Below are 14,202 nucleotides of genomic sequence, written 5' to 3' on the forward strand. Positions count from 1 at the left end.
GGGATGAAGACAGACCAGGGGAGGAAGACAATGTTGAAGATGACCATGCTCGCCGGCGCCGCGATGGCGCTTGCCCTGACCACCGCGCCGGCCTCTGCCAAGGAGCTCAAATCGATCGGCGTCTCGCTGGGCTCGATGGGCAACCCGTTCTTCGTCGCGCTGTCAAAGGGCGCCGAGTTCGAGGCCAAGAAGACCAATCCCAATGTGAAGATCACCACCGTCGGCTTCGAATATGATCTCGGCAAGCAGGTCACCCAGATCGACAATTTCATCGCCGCCGGCGTCGACCTGATCCTGCTCAACCCCGGCGATCCCAAGGCGATCGGCCCGGCGATCAAGAAGGCGCAGGCGGCGGGCATCGTCGTGGTCGCGGTCGACACCGCGGCCGAAGGCGCCGATGCCACCGTGACGACCAACAACGTCCAGGCCGGCGAGATCGCGTGCCAGTACATTGTCGACAAGCTGGGCGGCAAGGGCGACGTCATCATCGAGAACGGACCGCAGGTCTCCGCGGTGATTGACCGCGTCACAGGCTGCAAGAACGTCTTCGGCAAGAATCCCGGCATCAAGGTGCTGTCCAGCGACCAGGACGGCAAGGGCTCGCGCGAAGGTGGCCTCACCGTTGCGCAAGGCTATCTGACCCGCTTCCCCAAGATCGACGCCATCTTCGCCATCAACGACCCCCAGGCGATCGGCACCGATCTCGCGGCCAAGCAGCAAAACCGCAGCGGCATCATCATCACCGCGGTCGACGGCGCGCCCGACATCGAGGCCTCGCTGAAGGACCCCGGCTCGCCGCAGATCCAGGCGTCGGCCTCGCAGGACCCGTTCTTCATGGCGCGGCGCGCGGTGCAGGTCGGCGTCGGCATCCTCAATGGGCAGAAGCCGGCCTCGACCGTCGAGCTGCTGCCCTCGAAGCTCGTGACCCGCGACAATATCTCGGAATACAAGGGCTGGACCTCGGACCGTTCGCAGTAACGTCCCGCCAATTATTGTTGCCATTGGCAATTCGAGCAGGACGCCCCGGGAAACCAGCCCGGGGCGCGCCTGTGAGGTTGACCTCAGCGACTGATATGTCAAAGAAGGACGGGTTTTCGGCGGGAGCTGGAAGCAAGCCGATCGGGCATTGGGACATCGCGAATGGCAAGCGTACCGTTTGAGCTGAAGGGCAAGAGCGTCTACGTCGCCGGCCATCGCGGCATGGTCGGTAGCGCGCTGCTGCGCCGGCTGGCGCGAGAGGACGTCAAGCTCGTGACCGTGGACCGGCGCGAGGTCGATCTCTGCAACCAGGCCCAAGTGTTCGACTGGTTCGCGCGGGTGCGGCCGCAGGTCGTCTTCCTCGCCGCGGCCAAGGTTGGCGGCATCGTCGCCAACAACACGCTGCGCGCCGAGTTCATCTACGACAACATCGCGATCGCCGCGAACGTGATCCAGGCCGCGCATGTGAATGGCGCGGAGAAGTTGATGTTCCTGGGCTCGTCCTGCATCTATCCAAAGCTGGCAGCCCAGCCGCTGCGCGAGGATGCCGTGCTCACCGGTCCGCTGGAGCCGACCAACGAGCCCTATGCCATCGCCAAGATCGCCGGCATCAAGATGGCCGAGGCCTATCGCAGCCAATATGGCAGCGACTTCATCAGCGTGATGCCGACCAACCTCTACGGTCCCGGCGACAATTATCATCCTGAATTGAGCCACGTCGTCGCGGCGCTGATCCGCCGCTTCCATGAGGCGAAAGAGTCGGGCGCCAGGAGCGTCGTCGTCTGGGGCACGGGGACGCCGCGGCGCGAGTTCCTCTATGTCGACGACATGGCGGATGCCTGCGTGCATCTGATGAAGACCTATTCGGGCAGCGACCTCATCAACATCGGCACCGGCGAGGATATCGCCATCGCCGAGTTTGCGCGCGTGGTCGCGGAGATCGTCGGCTATCGCGGCGAGATTTCCTACGATACGTCGCGGCCCGACGGCACGCCGCGCAAGCTGCTCGACGTCAGCAGGCTCGACAAGCTCGGCTGGCGCGCGACGACCTCGCTTCGCGAGGGCTTGGAGCGCGCCTACGAGGCGTATCGGGCGACCCTGCTGGTTCCGACGCAGCCATAGGAACCATCGTAGCAAGCACGAGTTGGGCGCAGGGGCAGGGCGACATGCGAGACCTACCGTGCAAGATATCGTGCCCGTGCGCTCCACTGCGCAAATCGCGGGTCATCCCATTCATCCGATGCTGGTGCCGATCCCGATCGCGTGCTTCATCGGCGCGTTGCTGACCGACATCGTCTATCTCGTCTCCGCCGAGATCATGTGGGCGGATTTCTCCGCCTGGCTTCTGCTCGTCGGCGTCGTCTTTGGTGTGCTGGCTGCGATCGCCGGCCTGACCGATTTCCTCGGCAACCGCCTGGTGCGGGCGCAGACGCCGGCCTGGCCGCATCTGATCGGCAACGCCGTGGTTCTGATCCTCGCGATCATCAATGCGCTGATACACACGCGTGATGCCTGGACCTCGGTATGGCCATGGGGGCTGGTGCTTTCGGTGCTCACCGTGCTGATCCTGCCTGTTACCGGCTGGCTCGGCTGGGCCATGGTGTATCGCCACGGTGTCGGAGTTGCGCGATGATGTCCTTGCAAACGCGCGCGCTGCTATGCGCTTCGCTTCTGGCTCTTCTCGCCGGCTGCAATGACGGCAGCGGCGATCCCAAGGCGCAGATCGGCGCCAATCCTGTGCTGCCCGACATCCAGCAATATCTGCTGCCGCCGATGCACATCGCCCGCATCATCGGCTGGAAGAAGGACGAGACGCCTGATGTTGCGCAGGGCTTGCAGGTCAAGGCGGTGGCGACCGGCCTGCAGCACCCGCGCTCAATCTACGTGCTGCCCAATGGCGACGTGCTGGTGGTGGAATCCAAGGCGCCGAAGGCCGCCGCGATCAAGCGGCCGAAGGAAATCGTGATGGGCTACATCGAGTCCTGGGCGACTTCGGGCGGCGATACCGGGCCCAGCAACCGCATCACGCTGCTGCGCGATACCAATGGCGACGGCGTACCGGATACGCAGAGCGTCTTCCTCGACCATCTCAATTCGCCGTTCGGCGTCGCCCTGGTCGGCAACGAGCTCTACGTCGCCAACACCGACGCGATCGTGAAATATCCCTACGCCGAAGCCGACACCAAGATCACCGCGCCGGGCACGGTGCTGACGCCGCTGCCGGGCGGCCCGATCGACCACCACTGGACCAAGAGCCTGGTCGCAAGCCCCGACGGCTCAAGGCTCTATGTCGGCGTCGGCTCCAACAGCAACATCACCGAGAACGGGATGGAGGCCGAGCACAATCGCGCCGACATTCTCGAGGTCGACCGCGCCAGCGGCCGCTGGCGGATCTTTGCCAGTGGCCTGCGCAATCCCAACGGTCTCAGCTTCGAGCCGCAGACCGGCGCGCTGTGGACCGTGGTGAACGAGCGCGATGAGCTCGGGCCCGATCTCGTGCCTGACTACATGACCTCGGTGAAGGACGGCGCCTTCTATGGCTGGCCCTACAGCTATTACGGCCAGCACGTCGATCCCCGCGTCAAGCCGCAGCGGCCGGATCTCGTGGAAAAGGCGATCGTGCCCGATTACGCCCTGAGCTCGCATGTCGCACCGCTCGGGCTTGCCTTCTCCACCGGCAACAGCCTGCCGGAAGCATATCGCGGCGGCGCCTTCGTCGGCGAGCACGGCAGCTGGAACCGGCAGGTGCTTAACGGCTACAAGGTCGTCTATGTGCCGTTCACGGACGGCAAGCCGAGCGGGCCGGCGCAGGACGTCGTCACCGGCTTCCTCACCAGCGACAACCAGGCGCGCGGCCGTCCCGTCGGCGTCGCGCTGGACAAGACCGGCGCGCTGCTGGTCGCCGACGACAGCGGCAATACGGTCTGGCGGGTGACCGCGGCGCATCCGCAAGTGACGCTGCGATAGGCAAGCCGCGCAATGATAGGAGAGGGATGATGGGCCTTGCCCAATATGCGATCGTACCGGTCCAGGACGAATGGGGCGTGCTGCACGACGGCGACGTCAAGAGCAGATACGCCACCAAGGAAGCCGCATTCGAGTCGGCTGTTGCCGCAGCGTCCCTGGCACTACGTGAGGGCCACGAAGTCCATGTCAGCGTGCCGGGCCGCGAGCCGGGCGAGAACGCGCTCGGAATCTAGCGGCCTCACACGATCAGGCGTCCGCGCCGCTTGGCGATGCCGATCGTGACCTCGGCGCCCGCGTTGAAATCGAGCCGGTCGGCTTCGACGCCGTCGCTGAAGATCACGCCGTTCTCCGCCATCAGCGAGCGGATGCGCAATTGCTCTTCGGATGCGAGCCGGCCGCAGACCAGATTGGTCTCCGAGTGCCGGCTCGGGAACGGCTCGCGCACGGCGAAGCGCAGCTCAGCGGCGTCCCAGGGCAGGGCCTCATAGCCCGTCAGCGAGGGCGGCTGACCGAAGCTGCCGGCGATCGCCAGTGAGCCGGTGACGATGCTCTTGAACCACGCGGTCGAGCCGAGCCCGGTCGAGACGATCAGCCCGCTCGAGGATTGCCGCTCCCTCGTCCCGCCGGCCGCGATCTCGTAGATCGCGGAGACATGCGTCCGCGCGCCGATGAAAAGGTCGTTCACCGCATGCAGCACCTGGCCGTCGCCGAGCCGGGCCTCCGCCATCGTCACGGCCTGGCTGTCGCGCTTGTCGGCGGCGACATCAGGCAGCAGCTTTGCGAGGTCGCGCGGCGCGAAGGGCAGCAGGATGCCGTCGTAGCGCGCCGGATCGGGGTTGAGGCCAACAAGCGGATGGTCGTCGAGATATTTCATCGTATTGGCGACGACGCCATCCTGGCCGAGCGCGACCACGATGTCGTCAGGGGCGAAGATGAAGTTCGGAAGGTATGCGCGCTCGATCACCTGATAGCGCCCCCATTGCTCGAGCACCTGAAGTGTCGCGCGCCGCTGCGCCTGGTAGACCTCGTGCTCCCTCTCATAATCGGAGAAATCGGCGCCGAGATGCTCGACATAGAAGCGTGCCTGCGCCGCCGTCAGGTAACGCGCGACCAGGTCTTCCAGCCTGGTCTTGCGCGTCACCAGCACGATCTTGCGATCATTGGCGGCGGGCATTGGCGGCCTCCGGCTTCGGCTTCTCGATCAGCTGGCTGAGCAGGTCGGGCGAGACGTTGAGCTGGCCGATCTTCTCGGCCTTCTCGGCGATGCCGGAAAAGGCCTGCGCGATCAGCTGACCCGGCTGCATGCCGGCGGCGGCGAGCGCCTGGATCACGCGGGTGTCGACGCCCTCGAAGATCTTCATCAGCGCGCCGACGCGATAGGCCTCGGCATCGGCCAGAGTGCGGGTGTTTTCGGCATTGAGGCCGACGAAATCCTTGCGCTTGCCCTCCAGCACGATATCCGCGGCCATGCCGGCCTCGCGCAACTCGTTGCGCTTGGCGGCAACGCTCGCCTCGGCATCCATCTGGGTCTCGCGGATCGAGCGCTTCTTCTGCTCGACCGCGATCTCGGTGTCGAGCTCGCTCTCGCGAATGGCGCGCTCCTGCTCGACGGCGAAATTGCGCCGGGCGAAGATCGCCTCGTCCGCGTTCTTCAAAATCGCTTCGCGCGCCTGCGCCTCCAGCGCCTTGGCCGTATCAGGCGTCGGCTTGATGCCGCGGATCGAGACACCGAGGATTTCCAGGCCAAGCGCCTCGATGTCGGCGCGTCCGCGCAGGCCGCCGGCGATGATGTCGGCGATGCGGTCGGAGGCTTGCAGCGCCTCCTTCAGCGTCAGCTCCTTGATCGCCTGCTGCGCCAGCACCTCGACCGTGCCGAGAATGCGCTCCGGCAGCTTCTCGGGATCGTCGCTCTCATAGGTCTTGCCGTCGGGCTTCAGGGTGAAGTTGAGCATCGAGGCCGCTTTCTTCGGCTCGCTGACGCGATAGGTGACGTGGCCCTGCACGGTCAGGGTCTGAAAGTCGCGCGCGATCTGCTGAAAGATGAAGGAGGCGTCGCGGCTGCCGACCGGCACGGCGACGAGCGTAGTCACCGGCGCATAGTAGAACGCCGAGAGGCCGGTGCCCTCGGCGACAACGGCGCCGGCGCGGTACTTCATCAGATAGGTGGTGGGCTGGGCCTTGATAAACCTGATGCCGAACATGGCCGTCTCCAATGGCTGCTATAAGTTGGTCTGAGCAACTAAGTAAGTTGGACTGTACAACTAACTATGTTACTGTCAAGGCCCAACGAAGGAGGCTGCCGGTGGCAGGCGAGGATCGGGCCGAAGGCTTTGAAAAATCAGGAGATCTGGACTTCCCGCGGCCGCTGACCACGGTCGACGTCGTGATCTTCTCGATTCGCGGCGACCAGCTCCAGGTGTTGCTGGTACGGCGTCCGGCCGGTGAGGACGAGCCCTTTCCGCAGGCGCTGGCTCTCCCAGGCGGCTTCGTCGACGTTGTGAAGGACCGCGATCTCGCGGCCTGTGCAGCGCGCAAGTTGAAGGAGAAGACCGGCGTCACCGCTCCTTATCTGGAGCAGCTCGGAAGCTGGGGGAGCGCCTCGCGCGATCCGCGCGGCTGGTCGGCAACGCACGCCTATTTCGCGCTGATTCCGGAAGAGGCGGGCGCGCTCACGCCAGATGCGCGCTGGTTTCCGATTCAAGGCGGCAGGCTCAAGGAGAAGCTTGCCTTCGATCACAGCGACATCCTGGCCAGCGCGATCCAGCGCCTGCGCAACAAGGTGGAATACACCTCGCTGCCCGCTTACCTGATGCCCGCGGAATTCACGCTGCCCGACTTGCAGCGGGTCTACGAGATCGTGCTTGACCGTCCCTTGGAGAAGAGCGCCTTCCGCACCCGGATCCTGTCGGCCGACATGATCGAGCCGGTGGCTAAGATGCGGCGCGGCCCGAATCGTCCGGCGCAGCTCTATCGCCTGAAGAAGAACAGCAAGCCGGTGTATTTCGTGCGGACCTTCAATCCGCCGGAGTGATGCAGCGTCCGCCCGCTCCGGACGGGCATAACATCGTGTTAGGTTTATCGCATAACAGGGTAATTGTGTTAGCGCGGTGACAGCCTATTATCACGTCACTCAAGCACGTATCGGCAGTGACAAGCGCTGGCGGAAAAGTCCGCACAGCGCGCGGAGAGGGCTGCCCAATTTCTCCAAGAAGCCCGCCAAGGGACGTCAAAAAAACCAGTTTGGAGGACTCCCAGGATGACCGGAATCCATCAGGTGAGCCAGTCAAGGAAGGCCGCTGCAAGCGGCTGGATCGGGTCGGCTCTCGAATATTATGACTTCTTCATCTACGCGACCGCCGCGTCGCTGATCTTCCCGCAAATCTTCTTCCCGTCGGAAAATCCCACCGTCGCCATCGTCGCATCGCTGGCGACCTACGGCGTCGGCTATGTGGCGCGGCCGATCGGCGCCTTCGTGCTCGGACATTGGGGCGACACCCATGGCCGCAAGACCGTTCTGATCGTCTGCATGTTCCTGATGGGTCTGTCGACCATGGCGGTGGGCCTCCTGCCGACCTATCATCAGGTCGGCATCCTCGCGCCGATCCTGCTGGTCGTCCTGCGCCTGATCCAGGGCTTTGCCGTTGCCGGCGAAATCTCCGGCGCGAGCTCGATGATCCTGGAGCACGCGCCGTTCGGCCGTCGCGGCTTCTATGCGAGCTTTGCGCTTCAGGGCGTGCAGGCCGGACAGATTCTCGCAGCCGCCGTCTTCCTGCCGCTGGCGGCCTATATGCCGACCGAGGCCTTCAACAGCTGGGGCTGGCGGATTCCGTTCCTGCTCAGCTTCTTCGTCATCGTCGCAGGCTACATCATCCGCCGCGAAGTCGACGAAACCCCTGCCTTTGCCCGCGAGGAGGGGCGGGGAGAAACCCCGCGCTCGCCCATCGTCCAGGCCATCAAGCTGAGCTGGCCCGACATGCTCAGGGTCATCTGCATGGCGCTGATGAACGTCATCCCTGTGGTCGCGACCATCTTCGGTGCCGCCTATGCGGTGCAGCCGGCCTATGGCATCGGTTTTGCCAAGGACGTCTATCTGTGGATCCCGGTCCTCGGAAACATGCTGGCCATCTTCGTCATTCCCTTCGTCGGCAATCTGTCCGACAAGGTCGGCCGCAAGCCTCCCATCGTCGTGGGCGCGCTGCTCTCCGGCCTGCTCGCTTTCGGCTATCTCTATGCCATCAGCATCAAGAGCGTGCCGCTGGCGATCGTGCTGTCGCTGTTGATGTGGGGTGTGGTCTATCAGGGCTACAACGCAATCTTCCCGAGCTTCTATCCGGAGCTGTTTCCGACCCGCACCCGCGTGTCGGCGATGGCGATCTCGCAGAACATCGGCACCACCATCACCGCGCTGCTTCCGGCCCTGTTCGCGACCGTGGCGCCTCCCGGCTCCGCCAACATTCCCTTGACGGTGGGGGCGATCGCCTTCGGCATCACGGTCATCGCGGCGCTGGCAGCCGTTACGGCCCGGGAAACCTATCGGGTCCGCATCGACGATCTCGGTAATCCCAAAGCCGTTCCGATCGCGCGGGCCGACTATGATCGGCAGCGGACGGAGGCAGCGAGCGGTGCTGCCGCCGCCCGGACCTGACCGAGAGAGGGGGCGCCGCTGCGATCGATGACGCTCGCAGCGGCGCGGCTTCACGGTATAGACTGACGATCGATCGACTTGGTATGCGCGTGAGCGCACATGATGAGGTTGCAGGATGAATCCCGCTGTTGTTGCCGTCGCCATCACCGGCTCTGTTCCGCGCAAGAAGGACAATCCCGCGGTGCCGATCCTGCCCGCCGAGCAGATCGAATCGACGCACCAGGCCTTCGAGGCCGGTGCTACGCTCGCCCATATTCATGTTCGCAACGACGACGAGACGCCGTCTTCCGACCCGGAGCGCTTCGCCCTGGTGCAGGAAGGCATCCGCAAGCATTGCCCCGGGATGATCGTGCAGTTCTCGACCGGCGGGCGCGGCCGCGATCCCTCGGCACGCGGGTCATCGCTCTATCTGAAGCCGGACATGGCCTCGCTGTCGACGGGGTCGGTGAACTTTCCGACCATTGTCTATGAGAACAGCGCCGCGCTGGTCGAGACTCTCGCCACCGGCATGAAGGCAAATGGCGTTCGTCCTGAAATCGAGATCTTCGATCTGTCGCATCTGCACGGCGCACGACGCCTGATCGAGGCGGGGCTGATGGATGCGCGTCCGCATGTGCAATTCGTCATGGGCGTCAAGAACGCGATGCCGGCCGACGAGCACGTGCTCGACATTCTGCTGGCCGAGCTGCGTCGCCTGATCCCGAAGGCAACCTGGACCGCGGCCGGCATCGGTCGCCATCAGGCCGAGGTCATGGACTGGGCCCTTGCGCGCGGCGCCGATGCGGTTCGCACCGGGCTCGAGGACAATATCAGGGTCGACAAGACGCGCCTCGCCGCCAGCAATGCGGAGCTCGTGAGCATCGCCTGCGAGGCCTTGGCGCGGCACGGCCGCCGAGCCGCAACCGCGACGGAGGCGCGATCCTTGCTCGGGATCGTACGGTAGGGCGACCGTCCCGCACCTGACATGCTCCTGGCTGCCTTCTGCCATTCGGCGGCCGGCGTTCCCGTGTGCTGAGTCTCCCGGTAAGAGGGGCTCACAGGCGTGATCGGCGCCTGCCGGGCAGGCGACGACTGGAATGCGGTTCTTGAAATCTGACAGCAGGCTTATCGGGGTCCTGCTGGTGCTTGCAATCACCCAGCTCATTGCATGGGGTACGATCGGCCTTCCGGCCGTGGTCGGCCGCGACCTCGGGTCCGATCTCGGCATGAGCTTGCCGGCGGTGTTCGCGGGCAGCTCGGTGCTCTATGTCACCATGGGCCTGTGCGGACCCTGGCTCGCCAAGGCCTTTGCGCGCCACGGCGCGCGCAAGGTGATGATGGTGGGCACTGTCGTCTCCGCGCCGGGCTACGTCGTTCTGTTTTTCGCGCGCGAGCCGATCCTGTATTTTGCCGGCTGGATATTTCTCGGCATGGGCGGCAGCGCCACCTTGTCGACCGGCGCCTACATCATGCTGAACGAGGTCGCAGGGCGGGGCGCCAAGAATGCCATCGGCGGGCTGATGCTGGTGACGGGTCTGTCCAGCAGCATCTTCTGGCCGACGACGTCCTTCCTCAGCGACCTGTTCGGCTGGCGCGGCACTTGTCTGGTCTTTGCAGTCATGCTGCTCGGCATCAATCTCCCGCTCTACGCGTTCGTCGCGCCGCGCCGCAAAATCGTGACCGACGAACATGCCGAGGCCGTGAAGACGGTGCGGCCGCCTGCGATTCCAAGAAGCACTTTCGGCCTCGTTGCCTCCGTGATCACGATGAACGCCTTCGTCAATTTCGGCATTGGCGCCATCCTGATCGAGCTGTTGCGAGCGGAGGGCCTCGCGCCCGCGCAGGCGCTCGCGTTCGGCTCGATGCTGGGGGTGATCCAGGTCAGCGCCCGCGGCCTCGACTTCCTCGGCGGCGGCCGCTGGGACGGCATCACCACCGGGCTGGTTGCCGGTACGGCGCTTCCCATCGCCATGGTGCTGCTGATGCTGAGCGAGGGCGCGACCTGGGCGGTCGCAACCTTCATCCTGCTCTATGGCGCCGGCAGTGGCGCGATGGGGGTGGCGCGGGCGACGATCCCGCTGGTCTTCTACGACCAGGCCGAGTTCGCCAAGGCGATGTCGATGATCGCACTGCCGCTCAATCTGGCCTCGGCGATCTCGCCGCCGCTGCTTGCCGGCCTGCTCACCCAGTTCGGCAGCCGCGGTGCGCTTGGCCTCACGCTGGTGATCTCCTGCGCGACGGTGCTGATCCTGATCCTGCTCGGACGGCGTCGGCCGCGGCTGGCCGCAGCGGCCGCGACCTGAGGCGTTACTCGCAGCGCGGAATTCGTCGCAGCGGGGCTGCGTCCGCTGCCGGGCAGGGGATGGCCGTATGCCGCCAGTGCAGTGCTCAGGGCACCAAAATGGTGTATCCGCAGGTGCGCGGCACGGCCTCTCGCCGCTGCGCCAAGATCAGCTTCAAGATCCAGTTCCCCGGAGGAAATCGCATGTCGGCCTTGCCGCTCTCAGGCATCAAGATCCTTGATCTCACGCGCGTCCTCGCCGGCCCCTTGTCGGCCCAGATGCTGGGTGATCTGGGCGCCGAGGTGATCAAGATCGAGCGGCCCGGCACCGGCGACGACGCCCGCGCCTTTGGCCCGCCTTACCTCGCCGACCCCGAGGGCAAGGCCAACAACAACAATTCGTTCTATCTCTGCGCCAACCGCAACAAGAAGTCGGTCACCGTCAACATCGCCAAGCCCGAGGGGCAGGCGATCATCCGCGAACTCGCCAAGGACGCCGACGTCTTCATGGAGAATTACAAGGTCGGCGATCTCAAGCGCTACGGCCTCGACTACGAGACGATCAAGGCGATCAACCCCAGGATCATCTATTGCTCGGTGACCGGCTTTGGCCAGACCGGCCCTTACGCGCCGCGTGCCGGTTACGACGCCATTCTGCAGGCGATGGGCGGCTTGATGAGCGTCACCGGCCATATCGACGGCGAGCCCGGCGAGGGCCCGATGAAGGTCGGTCCTTCCATCGTCGACTACATGACCGGCATGAACGCCTCGATCGGGATTCTCTCGGCGCTCTACCATCGCGACGCCAATGGCGGCGTCGGGCAGCATCTCGACGTCTGCCTGTTCGACACCGTGATCGCCTCGCTCAGCCACTGGCTGCAGATCTACCTCGTCAACGGCAAGATCCCGCCGCGCCGCGGCACCTGGGGCAATGGCGGCATGCCGGCCGGCGTATTCCGCTGCACCGACGGCGAGCTGATGGTGGTGGTCGGCAATGACGGCCAGTTCCAGCGCACCTGCGCCGTTCTCGGCGAGCCCGAGCTCGCGAGCGATCCGCGCTTCGTCAAGAACAACGACCGCGTCGTGCACGGCAAGGAGATCATGGCGATCTTCGCCGGCCTGTTCCTGAAAAAGCCGGTGGCCTATTGGCTGGACAAGCTCGAGGAGGCCGGCGTGCCGTCAGGCCCGATCAACGATTTCGAGCAGGTGTTTTCCGATCCGCACGTCCAGTCGCGCGGCATGCGGGTGAAGGTGGACCATCCCTTCCAGCCTGATCTGTCGCTGATCCGCAATGCGCTGACCTTCGCCGGCACGCCGATCACCGACTACCGCGCTCCGCCGCTGCTCGGCGAGCACACAAAGGAGGTGCTCGGCGGCAAGCTCGGCTATGATGCCGGGAAGATCGACGAGCTGAAGAAGCAGGGGATCATCTAAGGCGCGATGAGACTATGATGAATCGTCATCGCGCTTTAGGTTATTGTTTGAGCATGATCTCCGCGCAAACGCGTTCCTCGTTCGTCGCGAGGGAAAACCGCTTCGCACTTTTCCGGATCATGCTTTAGCCCTGCGCATCATCTGGTGACCAAAGCATGACGATGGCGCGGCCTTATCTGAGGCTTGCGCGCAATCCCCAGATAAACCCGGTCCGTACGCGCACAGGCTTTCGTTTCGGCTCCGACTCAGATTCGATCTCATTACTGAGTTCGGGGAGACACGTGCATGTCCTACACGATCGGGTTCCAGGCGAAGGACCAGAAGGCAATTCTGGCGACCGAAGCAGCGACTGCCAATCAGGCGGTCGCGATCATTGCCGCACTGCGGCAAAGCGCCGAAGAGATCAAGTACATCCGCTCGCCGCAGGAAGGCGACATGGGCATCGAGATGCTGCTGCTGCTAGCCAAGGAAGAGGCTGAGGAGATGCCGCAGCGGGGCTAGCCCCGCACCCACACTTCGATCAGAAGCGAAACATGCTGGCTGCGGAATAATGTAGTCAGCAGGCAGTCCCGCTTGAACCGAAGGTGGCCCATGAAACGCGAAGTGCTCCGCGTCGAACCGATCTCGTCCTTTCTCGATCGTGTGAAGGCGCCGACCTCGCCGGTGACGCGCGCCGGCAACATGGTCTTCGTTGCCGGCCTGCCGCCGTTTCACCCGGAGACGGGCGAGATCGGCGGGATGGGAATCGAGCGCCAAAGCGAAATCGTCATGGAGCAGATGAAGCTGTGCCTTCAGACGGCCGGCGCCTCGCTCGACAATGTCATGAAGTGCAACGTCTACTGCACCTCGACCAGGCACTTCGCCACGTTCAACACGATCTATGCGCGCTATTTCCCTGAAGATCCGCCGGCGCGGATCTTCGTCGTGACGCCGGAATGGTTCGGTCCGTTCGACGTCGAGATCGACTGCATCGCGATGATTTGAGGACTACCGCGCCGCGACCTTCGGCGCCGCCTTGGTCTCCGTTCGTCCCGCCGTCAGCGCCATCGTCGCGACGCTGACGACGCGCTCGACCACGTCCTCGACGTCGTCGAGATCGCATTTTCCCTCCGACAGTTTCGTCAGGCGCTCGCTCTCGCGGATGGTGTGATGCGCCATCGCCAGCGCGAAATTCAGGCCCCAATAGATATCGACGTCGCTGCGGTCGGGCAGGGACCTGCGCATCGCGCCCGCGAATTTGCGCAAATGGTCGATCTCGCGGTTCTTGATGCGGCGGATCGGCGGCACTGACTCGATCGAGGCGCGGATCATGAAGCGCGCCGCGGTGGAGCGCTGGTTCTCGGGGCCCAGGCACCCGCGCAGTGTGGGACCGACCAGCGCGCGCAAGATCACCTCGATCGGCGCGCGGCCGCCGCCGGCTTCTTCCGCCGCCTTCAATTCGCGCAAGCGCTCGCGATTGGTTGCGATCGAGCGGGTGACAAATAATTCCGCGATCAGCTCGTCCTTCGAGCCGAAATGATAGTTCACAGCCGCGAGGTTGACGCCCGCCGCGGCGACGATGTCGCGCAGTGTGACGTCGCCAAAGCCGCGATCGGCATAGAGCCGTTCGGCGGCGGCGAGAATGGCAGACCTCGTATGATCGCTGGCCATGATCGGGACCTCGTCATTCCGGGGCGGCACGAAAGTGCCGAACCCGGAATCTCGCGCTGCAATTTCGAGATTCCGGGTTCGACGCTTCGCGTCGCCCCGGAATGACGTGAGGAGGGCCGCGCAGCGCCGAGGGGAGTTGCATTTCAAACACTTGTATGAAACTATCGTTTGAAGGCCGGCGAAAGTCAATCCGCCTGATGGAATTGTGCCGCACCAGGGTGCCGCCGGTTCCACGCCCCGCAATCCGCCTTATGGCGGTTGCGGGCCG

At 64.5% G+C, this 14,202-nt stretch carries 15 protein-coding genes; 12 read left to right on the forward strand and 3 right to left on the reverse strand.

What is annotated here, in order from left to right; all coding sequences use genetic code 11:
• Positions 1–30 precede the first annotated feature (30 nt).
• From ACNJX9_RS17650 to ACNJX9_RS17670, 5 genes are all read left to right on the forward strand, one after another.
• A complete protein-coding gene (locus tag ACNJX9_RS17650) occupies positions 31–978 on the forward strand; it encodes an ABC transporter substrate-binding protein (RefSeq protein WP_057745920.1) in 948 nt (315 codons plus the stop codon).
• Positions 979–1,140: 162 nt separating this feature from the next.
• On the forward strand, positions 1,141–2,100 hold the full coding sequence (gene fcl / locus ACNJX9_RS17655) for a GDP-L-fucose synthase (RefSeq protein WP_439409740.1): 960 nt from the start codon (positions 1,141–1,143) through the stop codon (positions 2,098–2,100).
• A gap of 58 nt (positions 2,101–2,158) precedes the next feature.
• Positions 2,159–2,611 (forward strand): DUF2231 domain-containing protein, encoded by a 453-nt coding sequence (locus ACNJX9_RS17660; protein ID WP_057745711.1) that lies wholly within the window; start codon positions 2,159–2,161, stop codon positions 2,609–2,611.
• Positions 2,608–3,945, forward strand: a complete 1,338-nt coding sequence (locus tag ACNJX9_RS17665; RefSeq protein WP_439409741.1) for a PQQ-dependent sugar dehydrogenase — start codon at positions 2,608–2,610, stop codon at positions 3,943–3,945. The genes ACNJX9_RS17660 and ACNJX9_RS17665 overlap by 4 nt, the downstream gene beginning before the upstream one ends.
• Before the next feature lie 29 nt (positions 3,946–3,974).
• Positions 3,975–4,178: a hypothetical protein gene (locus ACNJX9_RS17670; protein WP_439410077.1), complete on the forward strand. Its 204-nt coding sequence runs from the start codon at positions 3,975–3,977 to the stop codon at positions 4,176–4,178.
• Positions 4,179–4,183: 5 nt separating this feature from the next.
• On the opposite strand, the gene ACNJX9_RS17675 is transcribed toward ACNJX9_RS17670, so the two are convergent.
• Positions 4,184–5,119 (reverse strand): sugar kinase, encoded by a 936-nt coding sequence (locus tag ACNJX9_RS17675; protein WP_439409742.1) that lies wholly within the window; start codon positions 5,117–5,119, stop codon positions 4,184–4,186.
• Positions 5,103–6,146 carry an SPFH domain-containing protein gene (locus ACNJX9_RS17680; RefSeq protein WP_439409743.1) on the reverse strand — a complete coding sequence of 348 codons (1,044 nt, stop codon included), beginning with the start codon at positions 6,144–6,146 and terminating at the stop codon, positions 5,103–5,105. Before ACNJX9_RS17680 ends, ACNJX9_RS17675 begins: the two co-directional genes overlap by 17 nt.
• 101 nt (positions 6,147–6,247) lie before the next feature.
• Here ACNJX9_RS17680 and ACNJX9_RS17685 point away from each other — a divergent pair, with 101 nt between their 5' ends.
• The 7 genes from ACNJX9_RS17685 (at position 6,248) to ACNJX9_RS17715 (ending at position 13,268) form a co-directional block, all read left to right on the forward strand.
• Entirely contained in the window at positions 6,248–6,976 is a 729-nt protein-coding gene (locus ACNJX9_RS17685) for an NUDIX hydrolase (RefSeq protein ID WP_057745694.1), read from the forward strand.
• Between the two features lie 225 nt (positions 6,977–7,201).
• Positions 7,202–8,590 (forward strand): MFS transporter, encoded by a 1,389-nt coding sequence (locus ACNJX9_RS17690; RefSeq protein WP_439409744.1) that lies wholly within the window; start codon positions 7,202–7,204, stop codon positions 8,588–8,590.
• Between the two features lie 115 nt (positions 8,591–8,705).
• The gene (locus tag ACNJX9_RS17695; RefSeq protein ID WP_439409745.1) at positions 8,706–9,533 is read left to right on the forward strand and encodes a 3-keto-5-aminohexanoate cleavage protein; all 828 of its coding nucleotides are present in this window, start codon (positions 8,706–8,708) and stop codon (positions 9,531–9,533) included.
• Between the two features lie 133 nt (positions 9,534–9,666).
• Positions 9,667–10,872, forward strand: a complete 1,206-nt coding sequence (locus ACNJX9_RS17700) for an MFS transporter (protein WP_439409746.1) — start codon at positions 9,667–9,669, stop codon at positions 10,870–10,872.
• A gap of 182 nt (positions 10,873–11,054) precedes the next feature.
• Positions 11,055–12,284, forward strand: a complete 1,230-nt coding sequence (locus ACNJX9_RS17705; RefSeq protein ID WP_057745916.1) for a CaiB/BaiF CoA transferase family protein — start codon at positions 11,055–11,057, stop codon at positions 12,282–12,284.
• A gap of 285 nt (positions 12,285–12,569) precedes the next feature.
• Complete coding sequence (locus tag ACNJX9_RS17710; protein ID WP_057745682.1) at positions 12,570–12,785, forward strand: hypothetical protein; 216 nt, start codon at positions 12,570–12,572, stop codon at positions 12,783–12,785.
• A 90-nt stretch (positions 12,786–12,875) separates the two neighbouring features.
• Entirely contained in the window at positions 12,876–13,268 is a 393-nt protein-coding gene (locus ACNJX9_RS17715; protein WP_439409747.1) for a RidA family protein, read from the forward strand.
• A gap of 3 nt (positions 13,269–13,271) precedes the next feature.
• On the opposite strand, the gene ACNJX9_RS17720 is transcribed toward ACNJX9_RS17715, so the two are convergent.
• A complete protein-coding gene (locus ACNJX9_RS17720) occupies positions 13,272–13,934 on the reverse strand; it encodes a TetR/AcrR family transcriptional regulator (RefSeq protein ID WP_439409748.1) in 663 nt (220 codons plus the stop codon).
• Positions 13,935–14,202: the final 268 nt, after the last annotated feature.

The sequence above is a fragment of the Bradyrhizobium sp. BLXBL-03 genome, from assembly GCF_051853015.1.
Lineage (GTDB): Bacteria > Pseudomonadota > Alphaproteobacteria > Rhizobiales > Xanthobacteraceae > Bradyrhizobium > Bradyrhizobium manausense.

What these genes read in the sequence shown, in the direction of transcription:
- ACNJX9_RS17700 (WP_439409746.1), top strand. Translation starts at nt 9,667, where the DNA reads ATGCGGTTCTTGAAATCTGACAGCAGGCTTATCGGGGTCCTGCTGGTG.
- ACNJX9_RS17710 (WP_057745682.1), top strand. Translation starts at nt 12,570, where the DNA reads ATGTCCTACACGATCGGGTTCCAGGCGAAGGACCAGAAGGCAATTCTG.
- ACNJX9_RS17680 (WP_439409743.1), bottom strand. Translation starts at nt 6,146, where the DNA reads ATGTTCGGCATCAGGTTTATCAAGGCCCAGCCCACCACCTATCTGATG.
- ACNJX9_RS17675 (WP_439409742.1), bottom strand. Translation starts at nt 5,119, where the DNA reads ATGCCCGCCGCCAATGATCGCAAGATCGTGCTGGTGACGCGCAAGACC.
- ACNJX9_RS17715 (WP_439409747.1), top strand. Translation starts at nt 12,876, where the DNA reads ATGAAACGCGAAGTGCTCCGCGTCGAACCGATCTCGTCCTTTCTCGAT.
- ACNJX9_RS17650 (WP_057745920.1), top strand. Translation starts at nt 31, where the DNA reads ATGTTGAAGATGACCATGCTCGCCGGCGCCGCGATGGCGCTTGCCCTG.
- ACNJX9_RS17705 (WP_057745916.1), top strand. Translation starts at nt 11,055, where the DNA reads ATGTCGGCCTTGCCGCTCTCAGGCATCAAGATCCTTGATCTCACGCGC.
- ACNJX9_RS17665 (WP_439409741.1), top strand. Translation starts at nt 2,608, where the DNA reads ATGATGTCCTTGCAAACGCGCGCGCTGCTATGCGCTTCGCTTCTGGCT.
- ACNJX9_RS17720 (WP_439409748.1), bottom strand. Translation starts at nt 13,934, where the DNA reads ATGGCCAGCGATCATACGAGGTCTGCCATTCTCGCCGCCGCCGAACGG.
- ACNJX9_RS17670 (WP_439410077.1), top strand. Translation starts at nt 3,975, where the DNA reads ATGGGCCTTGCCCAATATGCGATCGTACCGGTCCAGGACGAATGGGGC.
- ACNJX9_RS17690 (WP_439409744.1), top strand. Translation starts at nt 7,202, where the DNA reads ATGACCGGAATCCATCAGGTGAGCCAGTCAAGGAAGGCCGCTGCAAGC.
- fcl (WP_439409740.1), top strand. Translation starts at nt 1,141, where the DNA reads ATGGCAAGCGTACCGTTTGAGCTGAAGGGCAAGAGCGTCTACGTCGCC.
- ACNJX9_RS17695 (WP_439409745.1), top strand. Translation starts at nt 8,706, where the DNA reads ATGAATCCCGCTGTTGTTGCCGTCGCCATCACCGGCTCTGTTCCGCGC.